Source organism: Mesorhizobium sp. B2-4-6 (assembly GCF_006442775.1).
GTDB lineage: Bacteria > Pseudomonadota > Alphaproteobacteria > Rhizobiales > Rhizobiaceae > Mesorhizobium.
This window is the reverse complement of sequence record NZ_VFVI01000003.1, coordinates 142,707-160,407: the sequence shown is the minus strand read 5'-3', so window position 1 is coordinate 160,407 and position 17,701 is coordinate 142,707. Positions and strand designations below refer to the sequence as shown.

Here is a 17,701-nt window from a genome sequence, read left to right as displayed (position 1 = left end):
ATCCGGGTCGGGCCGGCATCACCTGAACATCAACGCTCGCTAGCGCAGCGTCTCGATGTATTTCTCATGGAAGCTGACATAGCCGGGCTCGACCACCTTGAGGTGCCGCTCTATCAGCCGGTGGAATTGCGGCAACTGGTGGAACGGCACGCCGGGATAGGCGTGGTGCTCGGCATGGTAAGGCATGTTCCAGGCGAGCTTGCGCACGAACCAGTTGGTCAGCGTCGTACGGGTGTTTTCCAGCATGTTGGCGACGAAGGGACAGCGGCCGTGCTCGGCCAGCAGATAGAGCCTGAGGAACGGCTGGCCGAGCAGCGCCGGCACGATCCAGACATAGAGCAGCACCGATGCCTTGAACCAGACCGCAAGCGCCAGCAGGACGACATAGAAGGCGATCATCGCCCGCGCCTCGGCCTTCACCTTCGGCAAGCCCTTTGGCGGCACGTAGCTGTCGCGGCAGCGCCCCATTGCATTGGTATAGAGCGTCTTGAAATGGCCCCACCACACCGGAAGGCCGGAGACGTGGACGATGTATTGCCGCATCGTCTCGGGCTTCGGGAAGGCGAGCTCCGGATCGTTCTCTGGGTCCTGGGTGAAGCGGTGATGAGCGAAGTGGAAATAGCGGAACCAGTCGGCCGGTAGCGCGATCGCCAGGCTGCAGAAGCGCGCGACCATATCGTTCAGCCACTGTGTTTCGAACGCCGTCCTGTGCACCGTTTCATGCAGCAGCGTGAACAGGAACACGATCAGGACGCCCTGCGGCAGCATCAGGACCGGCCAGAACGGCACCTGGGCCGCGATCAGCGCCCCAAGGACGACAATCGCGCCGAGATGGAGCGCGAACTGGGCAAGGCCCGGCCCATCCGATTTTCCGGTCAGCCGGCTGCGCTCCTCATTCGTCAGCGAGGCTATCACGGAGCGGTGGTCGATGGCTGCATCGTGGTCGATTGCGTTCATGAGGCCACGATACCTAGAAAGAAACCTTTCGAAAAACGAGGATTTCTGCGAAATAGATAAGGTAGACTTATCTTTCGGATTGCCATGGTCGCTCTTCCCTCCTTGCGCGGACTTCAGGCCTTCGAAGCGGCGGCGCGCACAGGCAGCTTCGCGGCCGCGGCGGAGGAACTGTCGATTTCGGCGGCGGCCGTCAGCCAGCTTATCCGCACCGTCGAGGAGCAGATGGGACGAAAGCTGTTCCATCGGGTCAACCGGCGCGCGGTGCTGACCGAGGCCGGGGTGGAGATGCTGCCGCGGCTCAGCATGGCCTTCCGGGAAATCGGCAGTGTCGCACGCGACGTCGGCGGCGATGCGTTCCGGCCGAGGCTCGTCGTTTCTGTGCCGCCCTCCATGGCGATGGGCTGGCTTTCCGAGCGCATCGCCCGTTTTGTCGCCTCCCATGGCGCCGCCGACATATCGCTGAGAGGCGACGACGATCCGGTGCCGTTCGATCATGAACTGATCGACATCCGCCTCTCCTACGGTCCGCATTACCGGGAGCATCCGACCGAGGAGATCGTCAAGGATGCCGTCTATCCCGTCTGCGCGCCGACGCTCGCCGGCGCGATCAAATCCCACGGCCTTGCCGGCCTGCCGCTCATTCACACCGATTGGGGACCGACGGGGGCATCCTTTCCATCCTGGCGCAACTGGTTCGAGGCGGCGGAAAGCGCGCCCGGCCGCGCGGCACAGCGCGGTCTCTCAGCGAACTCGTCTCGGGCAGCGCTCGATCTCGCCATGTCAGGACTGGGCGTGGCGCTGGCGCAAGGCATCTATTGCGCCAGCGCATTGGAAGCGGGCCTGCTGGTCCGGCCTGTTGCCCGATCGCTGGACCTGCGCCAACCCTATTGCCTGACGATCCCGGAACGCAGCGCAAGACGCGATATCGTGGCGGCGTTCCGCCAATGGTTGATCGAGGAATGCCGGCGCGCCGTCGGCTCCCCGGCGCTGGTCACGCCGTCAATCTGACGGCCTGCAAAAAATGCGGTCAGAGATGCCCGGCCAGCGCGACGACCATGTCCTTGCTGTTGGCCACCGGAACGATCTCGAACTCGACCAAATCCGCCCATTCGATGACCCAGCGCTGCAGCACCGTCGCATCGTCGGCTTCCACCAGCATGAAGCAGCGGCTCATGTCGCCTGCGATCCAGCTGTGATGCACGACGAGCTCGTCGGGCTTCAGGCGGCCCTTGTCGCGGAAGCGCCGATAGATCTCCTTGCGGTCCGAGCCGTGGAAATCCTCGATCACGAAAAACAGCATTTTTGTTCCCTCAAATCAGGCGGTTTTCTCCGGCCGCGACTTGTCCGGCCGCTATTTATCCGGTCTCTCCAGGCGCTCCAGGAACCACTGCGTCAGCCGCACCCAGAGCTCGTCCTTCTCGCCCGAATCCTCCCAGCCATGGTCGAGATTGGGATTGTCGTTGACCTCTATGACGAAGACGCCGTCTTTGGTTTCCTTGAGGTCGACGCCGTAGAGCCCGTCGCCGATGCATTTTGCGGCCTTGACCGCCGTCTCGACGACATGGGGCGGCGTCTGCTTCAGCGTGAACGTCTTGATCCCGCCCTGGTCGGGCTTGCCGCTGGCCTTGTGGTTGACGATCTGCCAGTGCTTCTTTGCCATCAGATAGTGCACGGCAAACAGCGGCTGGCCGCCGAGCACGCCGACGCGCCAGTCATATTCGGTCGGAATGAATTTCTGCGCGATCAGGAGATCGGAATCGTCGAGCCAGTCGGTCGCGAGCTTGGTCAACTCGGCCATGTTCTCGCATTTCTTGACGCCGCGCGAGAAAGACGAATCCGGGATCTTCAGCACCAGCGGAAAACCGAGCGCCTGCGCCGCCACCTCGAAGTCGGACGTGCCGGCGATCATCACCGTCGGCGGCACCGGCACCTTGTTGTAGGTCATCAGCTCGTTGAGATAGACCTTGTTGGTGCAGCGGATCATCGACAGCGGATCGTCGATCACCGGCATGCCTTCCTGCTGGGCGCGGCGCGCGAAGCGGTAGGTGTGGTTGGAGATCGACGTGGTCTCGCGGATGAACAGCGCGTCGTAGTTGGCGAGCTTGGCCAAGTCCTTCCTGGTGATCGGCTCGACTTCGACGCCCATCTTCTCGGCGATCCTCGCCCAATAGCGCAGCGAGGAAATCTCCGACGGCGGCAATTCCTCATGCGGGTCGACCAGCGTGGCGAATGTGTAGCGCGCCGGCGTGCGGCCCTTGGTGTCGCGCCACTCCCGGTTGGTGTAGGTGTCCAGGCATTGCAGGAAGAACTCTTCTTCGCTCTCGGTCATGCGGGCAAGCGGCAGGAAGCCGATCTTGCGGATCGAGGCCCATTCGGCGCTGTCCTTGATGTGGACCTCGAGCGCCGGCGCGCGGAACCAGTCGAACAAAAGCTTGGCGAAACGGTCCCACACTTTCGACGGGCCGATGCCGAAGAAGATCGCGACCTTGGCCGGGAAAGTCCCGCCGAGGTCCTTCCTGCATTTGTTCAAGGCAAGTTCGAGCTCCGGCAGCGCGTGCTCGTAGAGCTTGCGCTCCGAGAGGTCGATCATGGTCTCGACGGTCGGGATCACCCTGTGACCGCGCGAGCCGGCCAGCAGCGAGGCATAGTAGCCGCGGCTCTGGTAGCCGTAGTTGTTCGACAGGTTGATCACCTTCGGCCGTTGGCCGCGGAACAGCGCCGGATGCGCGAGATAGTCGCGGTTGGTGATGATCTTGTGGGGTGTGGCCACCTGATCGATGTCGTTCTGCCTGCCTGTGAGGATAACCCAGGTCATTGTCTCAGCGTTTTCCCAGAGTGATGGCTGCGCGCAAGCCGTCGCGGCCGAACTGCGCCATGTTCATGAAAATGTCGTAGGGCACCGGAATGTTGGCGGCATCGAGGATCGTTTCCTGCCTTTCATCCTCCACCCATGGGTCGTGGATCAAGATATGATCGCCGTCGTCGCCGATGGCCAGCACCCAATGCGGCACCTTCTTGCCGAACATCAGGAAACCGCTGACCAGCACGACAACCAGCTTGCCCTGGGCAAGGGCGTCGCGGATGTCGCCGATGCCGAACGGACGGTAATTGACGGGAATGCCGTAGAGTTCGGCGCGGCGGCGGAAATCGACCTGGGCGAGTTCCATCACCTGGCGCTTGTCCTCGCTCCTCACCGACTGCAGGAACAACGCACCGTAGAATGAGACGAATATCTCGGCCGCAAGCCCACTCTCGTAGCCGGCGACCGCCAGGCCGAAAGGCTCGCAGCCGCCAGGGCCGGACATCATGAAGACCGTGGTCGCCTCGCGCCACAGGCGGATTTCCATGACCGGGTCCGGCACGAAGCCACGGTCGAAATTGGCCATTGCCATCATCAGGCAGCATGGGCCGCAGGTGAACTCGCAGGTCTGTTGGTAGAACGGCACCCTGGTCGCGGTCGGGGTGTCGCCGCGCAGCGTCTTTTCATAGCGCAGCGCCGTCGCGCCATCCTCGTAATAGTCGGGCTCGCGGCCCAGTTTTCGATAGCCGGCCTGCTCGTAGATACGGATGGCGCGATCGTTGTCCTCGCGCACTTCGAGGCGCAGCAGCAGCCGGTCGTGCTCGAAGGCCGCTTCCTCGGCGGCCGCCAGCAGAAGGCGGCCGATGCCGAGCCGACCGAAGAAGGGACCGACGGCGATGGAATAGAGCCGCGCGACGCCGCTGCCCTTGCGAAACAGCACCACGGCATAGCCGGCGACACGGCCCTCGTTCTCGGCCACCAGCATCTCGGCGGTTTCACGTTCGATGAACTGGCGGAAAGAGCGGCGAGAGAGCCTGTCGCCCGGAAAAACGGCCTTCTCGATGGCGGCGAGGTCATCGACGTCTGACGCGCGGGCCTTGCGGATCTCGGCAGGCATGCGGGCTTGGGAGAACCTCGATTGGGTTAAGAAAACGGCCCCGGTGGATGCGTCGCAGACCCGGCCGAAGCGCCAGCATTCATCAAGCGCTATCGCTCCTTGATTTGGGCCGAATTGTGACGGTTTCCGCCACGGCAGGAAAGGGCGAAATGTTTGAACAGGATTGCCGTTCAAAGGACTGCCGACCGCCGAAAAACGCAGCCGGTTCAGCTCGATATGCCGGCCAGGAGCTGGCCATAGGCGCTCTTTGCGACACCCGACAATCGCTCAGGCGGCAACGAGCCGACGACGGCGCAGGCATAGCCCTTGTCCAGCCAATAGACCGCCTCCGGTCCGCCCGCCTCGGCCGTGTAGGTGCCCTTGGACGTCGTCGACGATACTGCGGTGACGAAGAGCGAAATGCGCTCGCCCTTGGCGTCCTCATAGAGCAGCATTGCCGCCTTGCCTTGCTCACCGGCCGGCAGCAACCGGCCGCCGATCAGTTCGAAGCCCTCGGCCGTCAGGTCGGGCGCAACCAGCTTCAGCCCGACGCGGTTCGACAGCCAGGTCTGGAGATGATCCTTGTCGCTCGCCGGAACCTCGACGGCATGACGCTTCTCGGCGGCGTAGAGGACATGGGCCGCGATCGCCTGCTCGGCGAGCTGGTCATCGCCGTCACCGCCACGGCCGATGCTGTCGATGCCGACGACATAGCCACCGAGGCCGCCGACGGCGAGCACCACGGCAGCCGCGGCCGAAAGCCACCAGCGCGAGCGCCAGGCCGATGCCTTTGCAGGGGCCTGGCCGAGCAATGCCTGCCGCAGCCTTGCCGGCACCGGCTCGTCGATCACGCCGGCGAAGGCGGCGCGCATGGCGGCACGGTCGGCGATGTAGCGCGCGGACCGCGCCTTCATCTCGGGATTGGCTTCGAGCCAGGCGTCATAGGCCATGCGCTCCTCGCCCGGCAGCTCGCCGTCGAGGGCCATATGGATATCGCGTTCGGAAAAATCGCGCCGGGTCATTTCTCGACGATCCTCAGCGAGCGGCGGCGCGATGAGTCCTCGAGCAGGCCTCGCAATTCCTCGCGGCCGCGGGCGATGCGCGACATCAGCGTACCGGCCGGCACGCCAAGGATGTTGGCGGCCTCGGCATAGGAAAAGCCCTCGATGGCGACCATCACCAGGGCCGCGCGGCGATCGGGGCTGATCGCCTGCAAGGCATCCATGATCTCGCGCGAGGCGATGGTCTCGACCTGATCGGCGGGCGCGGACTGGGCCTCACCGGCTTCGAGAGGCAATATCGCTGCCTCGCCGCGCCGGTTGACCTTGCGCATCTGGTCGATGAACAAGTGATGCATGATCGTAAACAGCCACCTCCGAGGGCTTTCTCCCGTTTGCCAGTTGTCGAGCCGCACAAGCGCCCGTTCCAGGCAATCCTGGACGAGGTCGTCGGCGGAATCGCGGTCGCGCAGCAGCGAGCGCGCATAGCGCCGCAACCGCGGTATTTCGCTCAGGATCGCTGCCTTTTTGTCGTCCATGACCGCTTGTTTCGAGGTCGCTTTCCATCCGGATAGAACGCGCCTTCCAGGCGCGGTGCAAGCAGTCTGCGCGAAGCGGCCCAACCGCTGCGGTTACCCAAGCAAGAGAATAACGATGGCGTGGGCCGGCTTATTCCCGTTCGAGTCCCAAACCGACTCATTGTTTAACTACGTAAGATACGTATATTGCGTATATCGCGCATGAGGCAATCGATGAAACAATTCACCTTTTCAGACATGAACCGCGTATCGGGCGAAATCCTCGAAACAGCAATGATCGAGCCTGTCGCGCTGACAAAACGCGGCAAGGAAAAGCTGATCATCCTGTCGGCCAGGCAATACCGGCAACTCGTTGGTTCGTCTCATGCCGCGGCTTACACGCTCGAGAATGCGCCTGACGAGATCCACAACGAACTGATGTCGGGGTTGGAAGCCACCATAAGTGGCGATGAGCCGGATGTTTAAGCCCGGCGATCTGCTTCGATATTACTATTTGTGGGCCCGGCAGGCTGACGCTGGTGAGGAGTCCGGCCGCAAAGCGCGCCTGTCTGCATCGTGGCCAGAACGCCGACTACGCCGGCAGCGCTGTTCCTGTTCCCACTCATCTCGCAGCAACCCCATGCGACCCGCATTTATATTGCCATCAGTGAGATCGAGTGCCGTAGGGGCGGCCTCGATTTTCCGTCATGGCTGATCCTCGACGAGTACAACCGTGCGCGTGTTGACGAAGCTTACGACCTCGTGACGACGAAGCCGATCGGTTCCTTCAGTCCGGCATTCGTCCGCAAGATTGCTGGCCTCATCAAAGAGGCAGCCGAAGAGCGCCGCCTGCGCGGCGTTGTCCGGAAATAGTGGCAGCAGTCAAGGAAACCCCAGACTTTCACCCTTTCCTCGCCGCCCGCGTCAGCAGCCGCTGGTAGAACAGGCCGATGCCGATCAGCACCGCGCCGAGGCCGATGAAGGAGAGCGCGCGCAGCACGCCTTCCAGCTCCGACATGTCGAACAGGAAGACTTTCAGCACCGCGACCGCGATCAGCACCGCGGAGGCGATGCGCAGCACTTGCGACTTCAGCCAGACGCCGGCGGTGAGCAACGCAACGCCGATGACCAGCCAGAGCGCCGAGTAAGTGTAGGTCTCGAGCTGGCCGAGCCCGCTCCACAAGGCGATGAATTCGCCCTTGAACAGGCGGCGCACCGAGAGCGTCGCATAGGCGAAGGCAAGCAGCGAGGCGACCAGCGCCAGCATCGCCGCATACCATCTCGGACGCTTGTCGCGGACATAGAGCGCCAGCGCGCCCGCCGCGATCGCCGGCAGCAGATAGGCGAGGAACAAAAGGTTGAAGACAGGAACCGCGCCGGTCGACTCGTCCGTCAGCAGCGGGTTCAGCACCACGAAATGCTGCACGGCGATCAGGCCCGCCGAGATCACGCCGGCGGCCATCGAGCCATAGCGCAGCACCGAGCTTGGCGAGCGCATGTCGATGGCGACCAGCATAGCGCCGGCGCCGAGCGCGATCAGCGTGTAGATCGCCTGTTCGGCAAGGGTCACGGTGCCGGTGTCGATGACGCCGCCATGCATGGCGTGGCGCACCAGCATGGCGATGGTGAGCAGCGCGAACAGCGCCGAGGCTGCCTCCATGGCAAGGCGCGGCCGGCCGCTGGTGGTGCGGGCGAGTTGCCAGGCGGCGAAGCCGAAGGCGAGCGCCGGCACGCCGTAGCCAGGCAGCAGCCGGTTGAAGACCGGCGTCCTGGACAGAAACGCCGCGCCGACGATGGTCGGATCGAAGGCGACACGGGCGAGCACGGCGACCGCCGCGCCCGCCGCGACCCAGCCCAGCACGGGGTAGGATCGCCAGCGCGTGGCCAGCGCCGGGACCAGCGCGGCTGCTCCAAGCAGCATGGTCGTCCAGCCGGAGCCGAAGGCCATGTGCAGCATGAGCAGGCCGGCGACGCCGGCGCCGCCGAGCGCGAAGGACACAGCCGGGCCGCCGGCCAGCGGTGGCTCCTCGGCGCGCGCGATCCACTCACCGCCGGCGGCAAATGCGAGCACCAGCAACAGCGCCGGCAGCGCATAGCCGAGGTCGCGGTCGATATCGCCGAAGGTCAGCCACAGCGCGGTGAGCGCCGTCAGCGGAGCAATGACGCCCCAGGCGGCCCAGCAGGCCGCGCGAAGCGAAGCGGTGGCGGCAAAGCGGCGCGCCGCCAAGAAACCGGCCGCGAGGAAGATCAGGCCGAGCGCGATGCCGATGCGGAAAGTAAGCGTGTCGGACGACGCCAGGGGCTGAGCGTCCAGCCCGACATCGAGCGCGTTGGCGCCGATCGTGGCGGGCGGGATGATGCCGAGATAGATCAGCACTGTCGCGACGCCGGCGGCGAAGACCAGCGGCAGCGCGCGCGGCCGGTAGAGCGCCACCGCGACCAGCGCGGCCAAAAGGACCGCGCCGTGCAAGGCATCGCCGGCGTTGGCGAAGGCCGGATCGACGGACAGGCCAAGCGCGCTCAAGGCGATGAAGAAGCCGGGCACGATCGACGGCCAGTCGAAGCCGCGCGCCGCATCGTCGCGGCCAGTAACCAAGAAAAGGCCGAGCCAGACGAAAGCCAGCACGGCGAGCGTAGCCAGGCTGATGAACAGGACGGCGGCAAGATTCACGTCCGGCGCGTCGACCATGTAAAGAATGGTCCAGATGCCGGTGCCGGCGAAAGCGGCGGCAACCAACGCCCTCCATTCGCGGATGCGGGCGATTGCCGCCGTGGCGGCGAGCACGATCGCCAGATAGACGAACAGCGCCCAGGGATTGGGCGCCTGCGAGGCGACCAGCGCCGGCGTGGCCATGGCGCCGACGAGGCCGATGCCGGCCAGCGCCAGGCCATGCAGGAGCGATGCGCCAATGGTCGCGACGCCGATGGCGCCAAGCAGCACGAAGGCCGTCGCCGGGCCGATGAAGCCATAGATGCCGTGCGCGGCGTAGACCGTGCCGAACAGGATGAAGGCGCCCGTCCCGGTCAGGATCGCGGGGATATAGGCGCCGGCGGCGCCTTGCACCGGCACCTTGAAGCCGGTGCGGCGGATGAATTCGGCGCCGCCAACCAGCACCAGGCCGAGGACGCCGGCCATCGTCAGGCGCACGCCGGGGCCGAAGATGCCGGCTTCGATGGTGTAGCGGATCAGGAACAGGCCGCCCAGCGCCAGTGCGATGCCGCCGACCCAGACCGCCCAGCGCGTGCCCAGCGCCGTTTCGACATCGCTCTGGCGCGCCGCCTTCGCGGGCGCGGGCGGTTCTGCTCCGGGCGTCTCGGTGGCTGAGACAGGTTCGGACGGCCCGGCGGATTGCGCCGCAGCCGCCTGGGCCTTCGTCCAAGGTCCTGCCGCTGCCGCCTGTTCGGCCGCCTCGGGCTTCGCGGCGATCTCTTCGGCCACGCCGTCCGCCGACCGCGCGGCAGGCGCCACGGCTGCGTTGGCCTCCTCGGGAAGACCCTCCTGCGTGGCGTCCGCCGCCTTGGGCGCGGACAGCGAAGCGCCCGACTGCACCAGGCCGCGCAGGACGCCGAGCTCGCGCTCGACCAGCGCGATGCGGTTCTGCTGGCGTGAAACGATGACGAAAAGAGCTATGACGGCGGCAATGGCGATCAGACTGAAAAACATGGCGGTTTCCCTCAAAACCAGACCAGACGTGGCCAACAAATGCGGCAATGGGACGGCTGGCTCAAATCAGCGTCTTGCCGACTAACAAGATCGGCCGACTGACAAGATCGAGCATGTTTCGTCGCCGATTGCCAGCAACTTGCCTGGTTATCCAAGGGCCGGGCTGCCGGCATTGCCGGCGAGATTGGGTGACCTCAGCCGCGAAATACCCATGCTATTCTCGCGCGGACGAAGAAGATGCTGCGAGGTGACCAATGCCGCAGAAAAGCGCGGGCCTGCTGATCCACAGGCGCATTGCCGGTGTGTTCGAATTCCTGCTCGTCCACCCGGGCGGGCCGTTCTGGGCAAGAAAGGATGAAGGCGCGTGGTCCATCCCGAAAGGACTGATCGGCGACAATGAGGATGAGCTGGAGGCCGCCAAACGCGAGGCCGAAGAGGAGCTCGGCGTCGCCGTCGACGGCGATTTCCGGCCGCTCGGCGGCTACAAGCAGCCGGGCGGCAAGATCGTCATCGCGTGGAGCGTCGAGGCCGACATCGATACTGATGCCATCAGGAGCAACATGTTCACCCTGGAATGGCCGCCAAAATCGGGACGCATGAAGGAATTCCCGGAAGTGGATCGAGCCGGCTGGTTTCCATTGCCCGAAGCCGGGCTCAAGATCCTGAAGGGCCAGCGCGCCATGCTCGACGATTTCCTGGAGCGGCGGGGCGCGGACTAAAATGCCTTGCTATCCTGCTTCGCCCGCAATCGCCTTCACCGCCGTATGATGCCGGCGCAGCGCGGCCAGGAAGCCGGCGCGGGAGTCGGGCGGCTCGAGGCCCCGCGGCTCGTAGACATGGCGGATGAAGAAGAAGCCGGTCAGCCGGAAGGCGTCTTCCAGTGCTGCCGCATCGGCGCGCAGGCCGGAACCGCGCTGCAGGAAGGCGGGCAGCGCCAGCATCTTGTCATGCCAGGCCGCACCGGCTTCGCGCGACACGGCGCGTCCGGATCTCGGCGAGACATAGGCGAGATCCTGCCTGGAGCCGGTCGCCGCGCACTGGCTGAGGTCGAGGCCGAAGCCCAATTCATCGAGGATGAGCAGCTCGAAGCGCGCCACCAGCTCGCCCGCCGCGTCGGCATCGCCCAGATGGGAGATCATCACGGCAAGCGCCTCGTAAAGGCCGCCATGGGCATCGCGCTCGGGCAGGAGCCTGAGATGCGCGGCCATGGTCAGCAGGCCGTAGACGGCGACCGCACTGTCCATCAAACGCGCGGCGTTCATCTCGATCGCCTCGGCCTGGAAGATACCCAGATGCTCGTCGAGCCGAGCCCGCCACAGAAGGTCGACGCGGTTGCCGGGCTGCAGTACCGGCTGCTGCTTGCGCGAGCGCCCTCCCCGCACCAGGCCAAGATGGCGGCCATGCGCGCGCGTCATCACCTCGAGGATGGCGCTGGTTTCGCCATGCTTGCGAGTGCCGAGAACGATTCCCTCGTCGCGCCATTCCATGGGCGGAGCTTTTCACCTGTTGCGCGGCGAAATCAAGAGAGGGAAAGATTGTACGCATGATGTGCGTACGTTATATTCGATACGAAGGAAAACTGAAATGCCCAAACCAGCCACTGAAAAATCCGAGCGCTTCAACATCCGTATACGGCCGGCGCAAAAGGCGATGATAGCGCGCGCGGCGGCGCTGTCGAACAAGGACATGACCGACTTCATCCTCGACAAGGTGCTGCCCGAGGCGGAGGCCGTAATCAAGGCGGTCGAGAAGATCGAGGTCTCGGAACGGGACTTCAGGCGCATTCTCGATCTGCTTGAGCATCCTCCGAAGCCCAATGCAAAACTGCGCGCCGCCATCGCGGCTCTCCCCGACACGATATGACGTTGCCTGCCTGGCAAGAGGAGCCGATCGCAAAATCGCATGATCGCGCGTCCTTCTATTGCGGTGACGTGCAGATGAATGATTTTCTGCGGCGCTTCGCCAGGCAGAGCCATGAGCAAAATGCGTCGAAAACATTTTGCGCCGTCGATTCCTCCGCCGCCCGAAACCGTATCCTTGGCTTCTATACGATCGCGCCCTCGGCCGTGGCCCACGAGTTGGTGCCCACAACCATGATAAAAGGCCTTGCCAGGCATGAAGTGTCTGGGTTCAAGCTCGCGCGCCTTGCCACCGACTTGACGGTGGCGGGGCACGGCCTCGGTGGTCAGCTTCTAGCCGCAGCCGCTTTACGCTGTCTCCGCGTCGCCACCGAGAGCGGCGGCTTGCTGCTTATTATCGACGCCAGGAGTGAGCGCGCGGCCAACTGGTATCGCGGGTATGGCGCTGAGTCGCTCACGGGTGCCCCGTTGACCCTCGTGATACCACTGGCGACCTTCGCCGAAGCTTTCACAGCCAAAGGCCTGTAGTGAGCGGCAGTCACGCAAGGTCCCTTGAACGGCAAGCGCTTTCAGCGACAAGCATCAATGGGGAAATTCCAGCCCCATCTCGCGGTAGCGCTCGGGGTCGTCGCCCCAGTTCTCGCGCACCTTCACGAACAGGAACAGATGCACCTTCTGCTCGAGGATGCCGGCGATTTCCATCCGCGCGGCCTGGCCGATGGCGCGGATCGTCTCGCCCTTGTGGCCGAGCACGATCTTCTTCTGGCTGTCGCGCTCGACATAGATGACCTGCTCGATGCGCACCGAGCCGTCCTTCTTCTCTTCCCATTTCTCGGTTTCGATATGCGAGGAATAGGGAAGCTCCTGGTGGAGCCTGAGATAAAGCTTTTCTCGGGTGATCTCGGCCGCGAGCTGGCGCATCGGCAGGTCCGAGATCTGGTCTTCCGGATAGTACCAGGGCCCCAAGGGAAGCGTCTCGGCGAGATAGTCGAGCAGGTCCTTGCAGCCGGAGCCGGTGAGCGCGGAGACCATGAAGGTGCGCTTGAACGGAACGCGTTCGTTCGCTGTCGCGGCCAGCGCAAGAAGTGTTTCCGGCTTGACGCGGTCGACCTTGTTGAGGACCAGAAGCATCGGCTGCCGCACGTCCTTCAGCCGGTCGAGGATGGCATCGGCGTCACCCTTGATGCCGCGCTCGGCGTCGATCAGCAGCACCACGACATCCGCGTCCTTGGCGCCGCCCCAGGCGGTGGTCACCATCGCGGTGTCCAGCCGCCGCTTAGGCTTGAAAATGCCGGGCGTGTCGACGAAGACGATCTGCGCGTTGTCATGCGTGGCGATGCCGCGCACGATGGCGCGGGTGGTCTGCACCTTGTGGGTGACGATCGACACCTTGGCGCCGACAAGCTGGTTGACCAGCGTCGACTTGCCGGCATTGGGGGCGCCGATCAGCGCGACGAATCCGGAGTGCGTCGCGGGGGCCTCGGGGGTTTCAATTTCCGTCATGCCGCGCTCCATACGCCTTCGCGCAGCAAAAGAGTAGCCGCCGCGGCCTGCTCGGCCTCGCGTTTGGAGCGGCCGATGCCGGTCGCGGGAGCGAAAGAGCCGACCTTGACGCTGACCGTGAACAGCGGGTCGTGGTCCGGTCCCTCGCGGCTGTCGACACGGTAGGCCGGCACGGCGCCGGTGGCCGCCTGGTGCGCCCACTCCTGCAATTCGGTCTTGGCGTCGCGCCGCGCGGCCCCTGTCGCTTGCGAGCGTGGCCGCCAGTAGCGGTGGATGAACGCGCGGGCAGCCTCGATGCCGCCGTCGAGGTAGAGCACGGCGATCAGCGATTCCAGCGCATCGGCGCGCAGATTGGTGCGCTTGCGGCCCTCGAGATTGCGCACATCGGAACCGGCGCGCACCAGTTCCGGCAGGCCGATCTGTTCGGAGATTTCCGACAGCGCCTCGGCATTGACCAGCGTGTTGAGGCGCAGCGAAAGCTCGCCTTCGGCGGCATCGGGAAAGGAGGCGAGCAGCATGTCGGCCACGACGAGGCCGAGAACGCGGTCACCCAGGAATTCGAAACGCTCGTAGTCGACGCCGGCATGGGTCGACCGGGCGCTGGCATGGGTCAGCGCCCGCTGCAGGCGCTGGCGGTCGGCGAAGACATGGCCGGTGCGCTCGACAAGCGCTTCGGCAAGGGCATCGGCGGTCAAACGCTTGCTGGCCGCCATCGCTCTAGTGGACGAAATGGAACAGGCGCCCGGCGCGCATCAGCGACGGCCACTTCCAGATCTCGAGCGGGCTCGCCTTGCCGGCGATCGAGAAGAAGATGACGTTGGCGCGGCCGACAAGGTTCTCGGCCGGCACATAGCCTACGGCGAAGCGACTGTCGGAGGAATTGTCGCGATTGTCGCCCATCATGAAATAGTGCCCGGCCGGCACGACGAATTCGCGCGTGTTGTCGCCGATCGAATCGGAATTGATGTCGAGCGTGTCGTAGCTGACGCCGTTCGGCAGCGTTTCACGGTAGACGTCGATGGGCCGGTTTTCCTCGGTGACATCGGGATTGTCGATCTGGCCGGTCTTTACGCGCGGCACGCCGACATCATTGATGAAAAGCTGGCCATCCTTCACCTGAATCTTGTCGCCGGGCAGGCCGACGACGCGCTTGATGTAGTCGACCGACGGATCCGGCGGGAACTTGAACACCACCACGTCGCCGCGCTTGGGCTCGGAGCCCCAGATGCGGCCCGAGAAGAGATCGGGACCGAAGGGCAACGAGTACCGCGAGTAGCCATAGGACCATTTGGTGACGAAGAGATAGTCGCCTTCGAGGAGCGTCGGCCGCATCGAGCCCGACGGAATGGAGAAAGGCTGGAAGAGCAGCGTGCGGATGACGAGCGCGAGCAGCAGAGCCTGGATGATGACGGAGAAGGTTTCACCAAGCCCGCCGGATTTCTTCTGCGATTTTTCAGCCACGCTCATGTCGTCCTCGATTGTGCGATGTTGGTATAGAGTCTCGGCGGGCGCTGAGCAACGTCATGCCGCTCGTGGTCAAATGGAATCAATGTGGCGCTTGTTCGGCGGGCACTGCCTCGATGATCACAAAGGCTTGAGCAAGCGGGAAATCATCGGTGATGGTGAGATGGATCAGCGCACAGTGGCCTTTCGGCAGGATTTTCTCCAGCCTGGCCGCGGCGCCGCCGGTCAGCGCCATGGTCGGCGCGCCGCTCGGCAGATTGACCACGCCCATGTCGCGCCAGAACACGCCCTCGGCCATGCCGGTGCCCAACGCCTTGGCGCAGGCCTCCTTGGCGGCGAAGCGCTTGGCATAGGAGGCAGCGCGGGCGGCGCGCTTTTCCGACTTGGCTTGTTCGACCTCGGTATAGATGCGCTGGACGAAGCGCCGGCCGTGCCGCTCCAGCGATTTTTCGATGCGTCTGATATCGATCAGGTCGCTGCCGATGCCGATGATCATTCCGCCGGCACTTCCCGCCCGCCCTGCCGCGCTTTCTTCTGGGCGCGCTCGACCATGCGCTTCCTGCGCTGCTCGCGAAACACGGTCATGCCCCAGCGCGTGATGGCGTAGAACACGAGTCCGAAGACGAGGCCAAGCGGCACCGCGCCAACGAGCATCGGCTCCAGAACGGGGTGCCAGAGCTTCGCGAAGGAGAGCTTGTGCATCATTTCGCCCAAATGCTCGGGCGGGCCGTGCTTCGGCAGGTGCTCATGCAGGAGCAGTTTGCCGGTTTCCCAGGACGCGCCCCACAAAAGCGGGAAGGTCAACGGATTGCCGAAGAACACGGCGCCGAGCGCCGCCGCGACCAGATTGCCGGCGATGATCCAGCACAAAACGGCAGCGACGATGAAGTGGAAGCCAAGCGGGAAGAAGGAAGCGAAAACGCCCGCGGCGACGCCGGCGGCGACGGAATGCGGCGTCGCCTTCAGCCGCAGGATGCGTTTGGAGAAATATTGCACGGAACGCGAGAACGAGCGGCGCGGCCAAAGATAAGTACGCACCCGCTCCAGGAGGCCATCAGGCTCTCGGCGTCGAAAAAGCACTCTGTTCCAGTTCCCGGTCCAACACGCGCTGCCCCTGCCCACCGGGACGCGCCACACATATCTTGCGCTTCGATGACGCAGAAAGGCAACAAGTCTTTGATATAGCGACGGCCAGGCCGCGTAACAACGAAACGCCGCCGCGATGGTCTGCCGCAGGCTGTAACAACGGCTTCATTCTGGCGAAACTGAGGAGAAGAACCAGGATGCGGAGCCGATGATCACCATTCGACCGGCGCGGGCCGAGGACGCCGAAGCATTGCCGCCTATCGAACAATCGGCCGGGGAAGCGTTCCGCGCCATTCCGGAACTGGCGTGGCTCGCCGACGGAGACAATGTCAGCCCGGAGCGGCACCGCGCGCTGATCGCCGGTAGCGCATGCTGGGTTGCCGCCGACGATCAGGACCGGCCGGTCGGGTTCCTGAGCGCCGGGATGGAGGGCGATACGCTGCATATCTGGGAGTTGGACGTTCGCCTCGACCGGCAGGGTTCGGGCATCGGCCGGGCTTTGCTTGAAAGGGCGGTCGGGGACGCCAGGCAGCGCGGCCTGGCAGGGGTGACGCTGACCACGTTCCGCGACGTCGCCTGGAACGCGCCCTTCTATCAGCGGTGCGGATTTCGCATCCTGGAGGGCGCCGAGGTCGACAGACGGCTGGCCGATCTGCTCAGCGACGAGGCCGATCACGGCATGGCTTTGGGCCAGCGCTGCGCCATGCGGCTCGATCTCAGTCGAGCCGGTACTCGCTGACCTCGACCAGATTATCGTCGGGATCGCGGAAATAAACCGACATCATCGGGCCGCGCGCGCCGGTGCGTAAGACCGGACCGACTTCGATCGCCACGCCATTGGCTTCGAGGCTAGCCTGGACTTCGGCAAGCGGCACTGCCGCCACGAGGCAGAAATCGCCGGAACCGGGCGTCGGCGTCTTGGCCTTAGGCTCGAAAGTACGGCCGACCTCATGCAGGTTGATCTTCTGCACGCCGAACAGAAGCGCGGTCGGCCGGTTCGGTTCATCCAGGCGCCGCATGCCGAGCACACGCTCGTAGAAGTCACAGGTCGCCTCCACCGAGCGAACCGTCAGCACGAAATGGTCGATGCCGGCGATCATCGCCGCCTCGGCGCGCATCTCCGGGAAGGAGATTCAAGCGATGCGCCCAAGTGCTTGTTTTCATACATTGCGATGTCAGATGTTGCGGCTTCCCGGCTTAACGGCGGGAATGGCGGCGAGTTCCGGCGGCAGGCGGTCGGCGGGATAGGCCGGCACCTCATATTCGGCAAGCGCGATCAGCGGCACGCCGACATCGGTCTTACCGGCCGAGCGGTCGATGATGCAGGCGGCCGCCACCACTTCCGCGCCGATCTCGCGCATGCAATCGATGGTCTCGCGGATCGACAGGCCCGTGGTGACGATGTCCTCGACGATGACGACGCGCGAGCCTTCGGCAATCTCGAAGCGGCGGAGCCTGAATTCGCCCCCTTCCCGCTCGACCCAAATCGCCGGCGCGCCGAGATGACGGGAGGTCTCATAGGCCGGGATCAGGCCGCCGATCGCCGGGCCGACGACATAGTCGATCCTGCCCGGCACCGCTTTCCGGATTTTCTCGGCCAGCGCCTTGCACAGGCGCTCGGTCTTGTCGGCATGCATGAAGACCCGCGCCTTCTGCAGGAAGACCGGACTGCGCAGGCCGGACGTCAGGATGAAATGACCTTCGAGAACGGCGCCGGCCTCACGGAAAATGCCCAGCACTTCGTCGGTGTTCATTT

At 64.5% G+C, this 17,701-nt stretch carries 22 protein-coding genes; 7 read left to right on the top strand and 15 right to left on the bottom strand.

Annotated elements, in window-relative coordinates; genetic code table 11:
- Positions 1-39 precede the first annotated feature (39 nt).
- On the bottom strand, positions 40-930 hold the full coding sequence (locus FJ957_RS10705; protein ID WP_140831873.1) for a fatty acid desaturase family protein: 891 nt from the start codon (positions 928-930) through the stop codon (positions 40-42).
- 111 nt (positions 931-1,041) lie between these two features.
- On the opposite strand from FJ957_RS10705, the gene FJ957_RS10700 reads away from it, so the two are divergent.
- Positions 1,042-1,965 (top strand): LysR substrate-binding domain-containing protein, encoded by a 924-nt coding sequence (locus tag FJ957_RS10700; protein ID WP_140831137.1) that lies wholly within the window; start codon positions 1,042-1,044, stop codon positions 1,963-1,965.
- Positions 1,966-1,984: 19 nt separating this feature from the next.
- Here FJ957_RS10700 and FJ957_RS10695 read toward each other — a convergent pair whose 3' ends face one another.
- The 5 genes from FJ957_RS10695 to FJ957_RS10675 form a co-directional block, all read right to left on the bottom strand.
- A complete protein-coding gene (locus FJ957_RS10695) occupies positions 1,985-2,257 on the bottom strand; it encodes a DUF3303 family protein (protein ID WP_140831136.1) in 273 nt (90 codons plus the stop codon).
- A 51-nt stretch (positions 2,258-2,308) separates the two neighbouring features.
- Positions 2,309-3,772: a RimK family protein gene (locus FJ957_RS10690; RefSeq protein ID WP_140831134.1), complete on the bottom strand. Its 1,464-nt coding sequence runs from the start codon at positions 3,770-3,772 to the stop codon at positions 2,309-2,311.
- A gap of 4 nt (positions 3,773-3,776) precedes the next feature.
- Entirely contained in the window at positions 3,777-4,874 is a 1,098-nt protein-coding gene (locus tag FJ957_RS10685) for a GNAT family N-acetyltransferase/peptidase C39 family protein (protein WP_140831132.1), read from the bottom strand.
- A 206-nt stretch (positions 4,875-5,080) separates the two neighbouring features.
- Positions 5,081-5,875 (bottom strand): anti-sigma factor, encoded by a 795-nt coding sequence (locus tag FJ957_RS10680; RefSeq protein ID WP_140831131.1) that lies wholly within the window; start codon positions 5,873-5,875, stop codon positions 5,081-5,083.
- Positions 5,872-6,390 (bottom strand): RNA polymerase sigma factor, encoded by a 519-nt coding sequence (locus FJ957_RS10675; protein ID WP_140644396.1) that lies wholly within the window; start codon positions 6,388-6,390, stop codon positions 5,872-5,874. Before FJ957_RS10675 ends, FJ957_RS10680 begins: the two co-directional genes overlap by 4 nt.
- Positions 6,391-6,603: 213 nt before the next feature.
- On the opposite strand from FJ957_RS10675, the gene FJ957_RS10670 reads away from it, so the two are divergent.
- Both FJ957_RS10670 and FJ957_RS31775 read left to right on the top strand, forming a co-directional pair.
- Positions 6,604-6,855: a type II toxin-antitoxin system Phd/YefM family antitoxin gene (locus FJ957_RS10670; protein WP_140831129.1), complete on the top strand. Its 252-nt coding sequence runs from the start codon at positions 6,604-6,606 to the stop codon at positions 6,853-6,855.
- Positions 6,856-6,945: 90 nt separating this feature from the next.
- Complete coding sequence (locus FJ957_RS31775; RefSeq protein ID WP_246685804.1) at positions 6,946-7,242, top strand: hypothetical protein; 297 nt, start codon at positions 6,946-6,948, stop codon at positions 7,240-7,242.
- A gap of 28 nt (positions 7,243-7,270) precedes the next feature.
- Here FJ957_RS31775 and FJ957_RS10660 read toward each other — a convergent pair whose 3' ends face one another.
- Positions 7,271-10,033 carry a DUF2339 domain-containing protein gene (locus FJ957_RS10660; protein ID WP_140831127.1) on the bottom strand — a complete coding sequence of 921 codons (2,763 nt, stop codon included), beginning with the start codon at positions 10,031-10,033 and terminating at the stop codon, positions 7,271-7,273.
- 254 nt (positions 10,034-10,287) lie between these two features.
- On the opposite strand from FJ957_RS10660, the gene FJ957_RS10655 reads away from it, so the two are divergent.
- Entirely contained in the window at positions 10,288-10,752 is a 465-nt protein-coding gene (locus tag FJ957_RS10655; protein ID WP_140831126.1) for an NUDIX domain-containing protein, read from the top strand.
- Between the two features lie 9 nt (positions 10,753-10,761).
- Here the strand turns inward: FJ957_RS10655 and recO are convergent, their stop codons facing one another.
- The gene (recO, locus tag FJ957_RS10650; protein ID WP_140831124.1) at positions 10,762-11,520 is read right to left on the bottom strand and encodes a DNA repair protein RecO; all 759 of its coding nucleotides are present in this window, start codon (positions 11,518-11,520) and stop codon (positions 10,762-10,764) included.
- A gap of 97 nt (positions 11,521-11,617) precedes the next feature.
- Here recO and FJ957_RS10645 point away from each other — a divergent pair, with 97 nt between their 5' ends.
- The gene (locus tag FJ957_RS10645; protein ID WP_140831123.1) at positions 11,618-11,896 is read left to right on the top strand and encodes a DUF1778 domain-containing protein; all 279 of its coding nucleotides are present in this window, start codon (positions 11,618-11,620) and stop codon (positions 11,894-11,896) included.
- Entirely contained in the window at positions 11,893-12,420 is a 528-nt protein-coding gene (locus tag FJ957_RS10640) for a GNAT family N-acetyltransferase (protein WP_140831121.1), read from the top strand. Before FJ957_RS10645 ends, FJ957_RS10640 begins: the two co-directional genes overlap by 4 nt.
- Positions 12,421-12,474: 54 nt before the next feature.
- Here the strand turns inward: FJ957_RS10640 and era are convergent, their stop codons facing one another.
- The 5 genes from era to FJ957_RS10615 form a co-directional block, all read right to left on the bottom strand.
- The gene (era, locus tag FJ957_RS10635) at positions 12,475-13,407 is read right to left on the bottom strand and encodes a GTPase Era (RefSeq protein ID WP_181180540.1); all 933 of its coding nucleotides are present in this window, start codon (positions 13,405-13,407) and stop codon (positions 12,475-12,477) included.
- Entirely contained in the window at positions 13,392-14,108 is a 717-nt protein-coding gene (gene rnc, locus FJ957_RS10630; RefSeq protein WP_140831118.1) for a ribonuclease III, read from the bottom strand. Before rnc ends, era begins: the two co-directional genes overlap by 16 nt.
- A gap of 4 nt (positions 14,109-14,112) precedes the next feature.
- On the bottom strand, positions 14,113-14,862 hold the full coding sequence (lepB, locus tag FJ957_RS10625; protein WP_140831116.1) for a signal peptidase I: 750 nt from the start codon (positions 14,860-14,862) through the stop codon (positions 14,113-14,115).
- A gap of 79 nt (positions 14,863-14,941) precedes the next feature.
- The gene (gene acpS, locus FJ957_RS10620) at positions 14,942-15,355 is read right to left on the bottom strand and encodes a holo-ACP synthase (RefSeq protein ID WP_140644380.1); all 414 of its coding nucleotides are present in this window, start codon (positions 15,353-15,355) and stop codon (positions 14,942-14,944) included.
- On the bottom strand, positions 15,352-15,939 hold the full coding sequence (locus FJ957_RS10615) for a DUF2062 domain-containing protein (protein ID WP_140831114.1): 588 nt from the start codon (positions 15,937-15,939) through the stop codon (positions 15,352-15,354). The genes acpS and FJ957_RS10615 overlap by 4 nt, the downstream gene beginning before the upstream one ends.
- 214 nt (positions 15,940-16,153) lie before the next feature.
- On the opposite strand from FJ957_RS10615, the gene FJ957_RS10610 reads away from it, so the two are divergent.
- Positions 16,154-16,684 (top strand): GNAT family N-acetyltransferase, encoded by a 531-nt coding sequence (locus FJ957_RS10610; protein ID WP_140831112.1) that lies wholly within the window; start codon positions 16,154-16,156, stop codon positions 16,682-16,684.
- Here the strand turns inward: FJ957_RS10610 and FJ957_RS10605 are convergent.
- Positions 16,662-17,045: a VOC family protein gene (locus FJ957_RS10605; protein WP_140831110.1), complete on the bottom strand. Its 384-nt coding sequence runs from the start codon at positions 17,043-17,045 to the stop codon at positions 16,662-16,664. The two genes, FJ957_RS10610 and FJ957_RS10605, sit on opposite strands and share 23 nt — an antisense overlap.
- A 75-nt stretch (positions 17,046-17,120) precedes the next feature.
- Complete coding sequence (gene pyrE, locus FJ957_RS10600) at positions 17,121-17,699, bottom strand: orotate phosphoribosyltransferase (RefSeq protein ID WP_140831108.1); 579 nt, start codon at positions 17,697-17,699, stop codon at positions 17,121-17,123.
- Positions 17,700-17,701 lie beyond the last annotated feature (2 nt).

Coding starts and splice junctions, on each gene's coding strand:
- FJ957_RS10640 (WP_140831121.1), top strand. CDS start 11,893: ATGACGTTGCCTGCCTGGCAAGAGGAGCCGATCGCAAAATCGCATGAT.
- FJ957_RS10700 (WP_140831137.1), top strand. CDS start 1,042: ATGGTCGCTCTTCCCTCCTTGCGCGGACTTCAGGCCTTCGAAGCGGCG.
- era (WP_181180540.1), bottom strand. CDS start 13,407: ATGGAGCGCGGCATGACGGAAATTGAAACCCCCGAGGCCCCCGCGACG.
- recO (WP_140831124.1), bottom strand. CDS start 11,520: ATGGAATGGCGCGACGAGGGAATCGTTCTCGGCACTCGCAAGCATGGC.
- FJ957_RS10680 (WP_140831131.1), bottom strand. CDS start 5,875: ATGACCCGGCGCGATTTTTCCGAACGCGATATCCATATGGCCCTCGAC.
- FJ957_RS10655 (WP_140831126.1), top strand. CDS start 10,288: ATGCCGCAGAAAAGCGCGGGCCTGCTGATCCACAGGCGCATTGCCGGT.
- pyrE (WP_140831108.1), bottom strand. CDS start 17,699: ATGAACACCGACGAAGTGCTGGGCATTTTCCGTGAGGCCGGCGCCGTT.
- FJ957_RS10690 (WP_140831134.1), bottom strand. CDS start 3,772: ATGACCTGGGTTATCCTCACAGGCAGGCAGAACGACATCGATCAGGTG.
- FJ957_RS10670 (WP_140831129.1), top strand. CDS start 6,604: ATGAAACAATTCACCTTTTCAGACATGAACCGCGTATCGGGCGAAATC.
- FJ957_RS10645 (WP_140831123.1), top strand. CDS start 11,618: ATGCCCAAACCAGCCACTGAAAAATCCGAGCGCTTCAACATCCGTATA.
- FJ957_RS10695 (WP_140831136.1), bottom strand. CDS start 2,257: ATGCTGTTTTTCGTGATCGAGGATTTCCACGGCTCGGACCGCAAGGAG.
- rnc (WP_140831118.1), bottom strand. CDS start 14,108: ATGGCGGCCAGCAAGCGTTTGACCGCCGATGCCCTTGCCGAAGCGCTT.
- FJ957_RS10605 (WP_140831110.1), bottom strand. CDS start 17,045: ATGATCGCCGGCATCGACCATTTCGTGCTGACGGTTCGCTCGGTGGAG.
- FJ957_RS10685 (WP_140831132.1), bottom strand. CDS start 4,874: ATGCCTGCCGAGATCCGCAAGGCCCGCGCGTCAGACGTCGATGACCTC.
- FJ957_RS10610 (WP_140831112.1), top strand. CDS start 16,154: ATGATCACCATTCGACCGGCGCGGGCCGAGGACGCCGAAGCATTGCCG.
- acpS (WP_140644380.1), bottom strand. CDS start 15,355: ATGATCATCGGCATCGGCAGCGACCTGATCGATATCAGACGCATCGAA.
- FJ957_RS10660 (WP_140831127.1), bottom strand. CDS start 10,033: ATGTTTTTCAGTCTGATCGCCATTGCCGCCGTCATAGCTCTTTTCGTC.
- lepB (WP_140831116.1), bottom strand. CDS start 14,862: ATGAGCGTGGCTGAAAAATCGCAGAAGAAATCCGGCGGGCTTGGTGAA.
- FJ957_RS10675 (WP_140644396.1), bottom strand. CDS start 6,390: ATGGACGACAAAAAGGCAGCGATCCTGAGCGAAATACCGCGGTTGCGG.